Raw genomic sequence first — 4670 nt, forward strand, 5'->3', positions numbered from 1 at the left:
TAAACTATTCATTTCAAATTCCTCCTATGCTCCGTATTTAATATCTAACTCTTTTACTATTGCTACATATCCCTCAATTAATCTACTATCTCTATTAATTACATCTAAATAATTGAGCTTATCTCTCTTAGATTTACATACTCCTTCATCTGCCATTCTTCTTCTCATATTAGTAAGCTGAACATCTAATTTACATTTCAATCTAGTTCTCATAAGGTCATATACTTCCCTATTTACATCACCTATAAATTTATTTCCACCTAAACTATGTGCCATTTTAACAATTAGTTTTCTACATTCTTCTCTCCAGCTTACAGTACTGGTATTAATAGCTACTACATCTCTAATTCCTTGTATCTCTTCTTTTACTTCCTTAGTTTCTTCTTTAACTTCTTTTATTTCTGCATTTAATCTCTTTTGTTCTAATTCATTATTTGCAAGAGATCTAAAGATCTGATTAAACATTTGAAGTTCCGGAGAAAGTTCAGAAGTATTTAACGCTTGTACATTTTCTTTCACTCTGAAATAGTTATTAACTAATTCTCTTTGAACTTTCCAAGCTAAATCATCTTGAAGTGACTTTACTAACATTAAGTAACCACTTTCGGTAATAAGAGTTAATTCTTTTGCATTACTGCCGACGAAATTCGTTGTCTGTTTAAAATCCTTCAATTCATTACCATTTATTAAAAAGTAATCTTCATTCTCTACAAAATGCTTTTTATTATCTCTAAAATTTCTTCCAGCAGTTCCTTCCACTCTTTCGTGTAACATATCAATATCTTTAAATGTTACTACCCTTTGTCCACTAAATTCTTTTACTGATAAATCGTTATTATTAATTTTTATACATGGGACTTTTTGTCCTCCGATTATTCTTCCTTCTTCATTTTCAAGCCCTCCTTATTATTAAAGTTTTTTAGTAAGACAAATCTGTTATGTTAGGTGTTTGTTTTGACTTAGTTTATTAATCCCACATTCCAATTTGTTGTGGTCTCTCTAATTTAATAACTCTTATGCTTTCATCAATAATTGATATTATGTTTTCAGCTCCTTCAAACTCTATATCTTCCCATTTACTTACTCCAAGAACTAAGAATATTCTCTTTTTAATTCTTTCGTATTCAAGTTACTATAATTGCTCATACTAATAGAGGTAAATTCAAATATCCTATTAATTTCGGCGATTAATTATAGCTGTAGCGATTGCTAATATTAATGATAATATCGAAAGTAAAAGTGCTAAATTTTCCATTTGCTATCACCTCTCTTAATTTCATTATTTACGTACTACTCTTGAAGCAATGTTTCTTGAGTAGTTCTTTTTATATTCTGTTATATCGAGTGATTGGTTTATCTTAACTTGCTTTTTCATCAGATAATATTTCAGCTAATACTGGAATTACATTGTCGTAGTATCTAAAACTCTCTACTTCCTTATTTGAATACTTTGACTTATCGTGAAATAGCTTTCCGTATTCATCAGTTTTAAGATTATGCTTATTGGCAAGGCTCCCAACTTTATTTTTACTTATCCCTAGTTCTTTTCCTATATCTGTAGCTGAATAAGTTTTTCTTTCAGCAACTGGTAAAGGTAATATAGCTTGACCTGTAATTATCTCTGTTGCTTTACTTTGTAGGACTTTCTTATACTCATCTGTTATTAAAGGATTATCCTTTGCCATCTTTAAAAGTACATTTGCTTTTCTAACAAGTGAGTTATTATATCTTGCTTCAATTTCTTTTTCTTTAAGTGAATTATCTACCTTTACTGATTTTGATTTGCTTTTTATTGTTTCTTCCATCTTGTTAAAAGCTTCTATATATTTTAATTTCCAAGCATCCGCCTTCGCTCCTGTGAAACCCATAACTATAAATGTAAATCCATCTCTAGTTAATAAATACTCTTTATACTCATTTCCATTATGAATATATGTTGTCGGTATAAATAACTTTTCAATTTCAACCTCCGAATTTTCGGCAGTTAAACTTTTTATTTTATTTTCTATAGCTTCCACTACATGAGAATTTCTTTTTTTAAAATCCTCTGAAATTTGTCTACTAGTTACTACTAATTGTCCTTCTTGATTTGAAATATTTACAATTTGTTTATTCATTTTTATTTCCCTCCTTTAATTTCTCATTTAATAACATTGTCACTAAAGAATTTTTACTTACTCCTAATTTATTAACTCATCAACTGTCGCATTTAAAGTTTTTGCAATTTTATTAATAACAGCTATACTTGGATTTTTTCTTTTACCTTTACATATTTCCCATACGTAAGATATTGATAAATTACTTTCTTTAGCTATTCTATACATTGTTATATTTTGCTCTTTTGCTATTCGAGTTATATTTTCAGACAACATTTTTTCACCACCTTTTTTATTACGAATCACTTCGTTAATACGATAATACTACGTAATATAAATCTACTCAAGTCGATTATACCGTTATTACGTAGAATTATAGCGGATTATCTCTTTTTTTCTTCGAATTGCTACGTTTTACTTGACTAATCATTTTTTTTATTATATACTTCGCTATATAGAAATATAAGGAGATGATATATTGTTCAATAGAGCTTTAATTCTTGAATTGTTAGAAATCAAAGGATGGAGTCAATATAAATTAAGTAAAAGAGCCAATATGGCTCAATCTACCTTAAGTGATATACTTACTGGAAAAAACTCAAATCCTAGAATGGATACTGTCCAAAAAATAGCTACTGCTTTAGAAGTATCAGTTAATGACTTTTTTGATAATAATGTGAATACTGAAAATTTCATTCCAGAAAATAAACCAAAAATTCAAGTGCCTAAAGAATACTCTGATAAGTACAAAGTTACTTCAAGAGATAAAAAACAATACTTAGAAGAAATGAAAAAAGCTAATGAAGCTTTCTTTATGGATGATGAATTTAACGAAGATTCAAAAAAAGAAATGTTAGATTTAATGTCTGAATTATTTTGGGAAGTTAAAGCTATGAACAAAAGAAAAAAATAATAGGCGGTGGGTTTGTTTGTTTAAGTATAAAGAGAAGGTTAGAAGCCTCGTTAAAAAATTTGAAACTAGAGACCCATTTACTATCGCTAGGGGATTGGGAATTATAATAAAATATAAATATTTATCGGACGATTGTCCAAAAGGCATGTTTAAAAAAATGCTACGTCGTAGATGTATTATTTTAAATATGAATAAAATATTAAATGAAAATGAATTAAGAGTTGTAATGGCTCATGAATTAGGTCATGCCGTTCTTCATAATAGTGATTCAGCCTTCTTTCTTCATGACCATACATTCTATGCTCGTGGTCGCTTTGAAAAAGAAGCTAATTCCTTCGCGGCTGAATTATTAATCGATACTAGCATAATTGATGAGTTATATATAGATGATTATTCTATTAATCAATTATCACTTTTTTATTCTGTTCCGATTGATTTTATTAAAATTAAATTCAATATATTGAAATATTTTATGAATATTATTTTTTTATTTTTCAAAAGAACATACGTTCATTGAAGGAGGTGATTTTATGCGATTTGCAAACAAAGAGGCAGAAGATTTATTTATTGAATACAACAATAAATACGGTCTTCAACATATAAGTTCTGATGTAGAAATTACTATTGAAATGTTAGAAAATTTAAAATTAACACTAGAAAAACTTGAAAAGGAGTATAAATAATGAAAGGAAGTATAAGAAAAAGGGGTTGATTTAGGCAAAATAGATGGTAAAAGAAAACGTAAGGAAAAAGGGGGTTTTAGAACTAAAGCCGAATGTGAAAAAGCTTTGAGAATTGCATTAAATGAATTTGAAGAGTATGGCTCTGTATTTAAAATAAGTGATATTAGTTTTTTTGACTTTTTAAATAAATGGTATGATGAATATGTATTAGTAAGTTGTAAGTATAGAACTCAAACCTATTACAAACAAATAATTGATGTGCATTTAAAACCTTATTTTAAAGATAGTAAATTAAAACATATTACTCCATCTGAATTACAAAACTTTATTAATAAAAAGTCTCTTAATGGATATTCTAAAAACTCTCTTAGTAATTTTTTAGGAGTTTTAAGTGGAGTATTTAAATATGCTGTTTATCCTTGCAAATATATTAAGGAAAATCCTATGCAATATATAAAACTTCCTAAATATGAAGAGAAGAAATCGAGCAAAGTAGATTTAAAAATAATATCTTATAGTCAATTCAATGAAATACTTAATAGGTTTCCTTTTGGATCTAACTTTTATATTCCATTACAAATTGCATTTCATACTGGAATGAGGGGTGGTGAGGTAACCGCTCTTACATGGGATAATATCGATTTAAATAATAATACTATAACTGTTGAATATACATTAATATCAAAAGGAAAAGGTGTATTTGAATTAGGAAGTCCTAAAACTAAATCATCTTACAGAACAATTGAAATAGGTAATACACTATCAAGCATTCTAAAAAAACATAAACTTGCACAAAAAGAAAATAAATTACATTATGGTATTTACTATACAAACTCTAATTTCGTATGCACCAAAGAAAATGGAGAACAAATAACTACAGATAGTTTAAAATATCTATCAAGAGTTGTTAATTATGATTTAAAAATACCTTTTAATTTTCACTCTCTTAGACATACTCACGCGACTATGCTAATTGAA

At 27.6% G+C, this 4670-nt stretch carries 7 protein-coding genes; 4 read left to right on the top strand and 3 right to left on the bottom strand.

What is annotated here, in order from left to right; translation table 11 throughout:
- Positions 1-24: 24 nt before the first annotated feature.
- The 3 genes from NSA50_RS19335 to NSA50_RS19345 all read right to left on the bottom strand — a co-directional run bounded on the left by NSA50_RS19335 (position 25) and on the right by NSA50_RS19345 (position 2372).
- The gene (locus NSA50_RS19335; RefSeq protein ID WP_308463908.1) at positions 25-876 is read right to left on the bottom strand and encodes an ORF6N domain-containing protein; all 852 of its coding nucleotides are present in this window, start codon (positions 874-876) and stop codon (positions 25-27) included.
- 482 nt (positions 877-1358) lie between these two features.
- Entirely contained in the window at positions 1359-2117 is a 759-nt protein-coding gene (locus tag NSA50_RS19340; protein ID WP_257448077.1) for a Rha family transcriptional regulator, read from the bottom strand.
- Between the two features lie 63 nt (positions 2118-2180).
- Positions 2181-2372: a helix-turn-helix domain-containing protein gene (locus NSA50_RS19345; RefSeq protein WP_257448080.1), complete on the bottom strand. Its 192-nt coding sequence runs from the start codon at positions 2370-2372 to the stop codon at positions 2181-2183.
- Positions 2373-2574: 202 nt separating this feature from the next.
- Between NSA50_RS19345 and NSA50_RS19350 the strand changes: the two genes are divergently transcribed.
- From NSA50_RS19350 to NSA50_RS19905, 4 genes are all read left to right on the top strand, one after another.
- Entirely contained in the window at positions 2575-3009 is a 435-nt protein-coding gene (locus tag NSA50_RS19350; protein ID WP_257448083.1) for a helix-turn-helix domain-containing protein, read from the top strand.
- A 157-nt stretch (positions 3010-3166) separates the two neighbouring features.
- The gene (locus NSA50_RS19355) at positions 3167-3526 is read left to right on the top strand and encodes an ImmA/IrrE family metallo-endopeptidase (RefSeq protein ID WP_257448085.1); all 360 of its coding nucleotides are present in this window, start codon (positions 3167-3169) and stop codon (positions 3524-3526) included.
- 13 nt (positions 3527-3539) lie between these two features.
- The gene (locus NSA50_RS19360; RefSeq protein ID WP_257448088.1) at positions 3540-3692 is read left to right on the top strand and encodes a hypothetical protein; all 153 of its coding nucleotides are present in this window, start codon (positions 3540-3542) and stop codon (positions 3690-3692) included.
- A 39-nt stretch (positions 3693-3731) separates the two neighbouring features.
- A partial coding sequence (locus tag NSA50_RS19905; RefSeq protein ID WP_257448094.1) for a tyrosine-type recombinase/integrase occupies positions 3732-4670 on the top strand: 939 nt, incomplete at its 3' end.

Source organism: Clostridium mucosae, from assembly GCF_024622765.1.
GTDB lineage: Bacteria > Bacillota > Clostridia > Clostridiales > Clostridiaceae > Clostridium.

What these genes read in the sequence shown, in the direction of transcription:
- NSA50_RS19340 (WP_257448077.1), bottom strand. Translation starts at nt 2,117, where the DNA reads ATGAATAAACAAATTGTAAATATTTCAAATCAAGAAGGACAATTAGTA.
- NSA50_RS19345 (WP_257448080.1), bottom strand. Translation starts at nt 2,372, where the DNA reads ATGTTGTCTGAAAATATAACTCGAATAGCAAAAGAGCAAAATATAACA.
- NSA50_RS19355 (WP_257448085.1), top strand. Translation starts at nt 3,167, where the DNA reads ATGCTACGTCGTAGATGTATTATTTTAAATATGAATAAAATATTAAAT.
- NSA50_RS19360 (WP_257448088.1), top strand. Translation starts at nt 3,540, where the DNA reads ATGCGATTTGCAAACAAAGAGGCAGAAGATTTATTTATTGAATACAAC.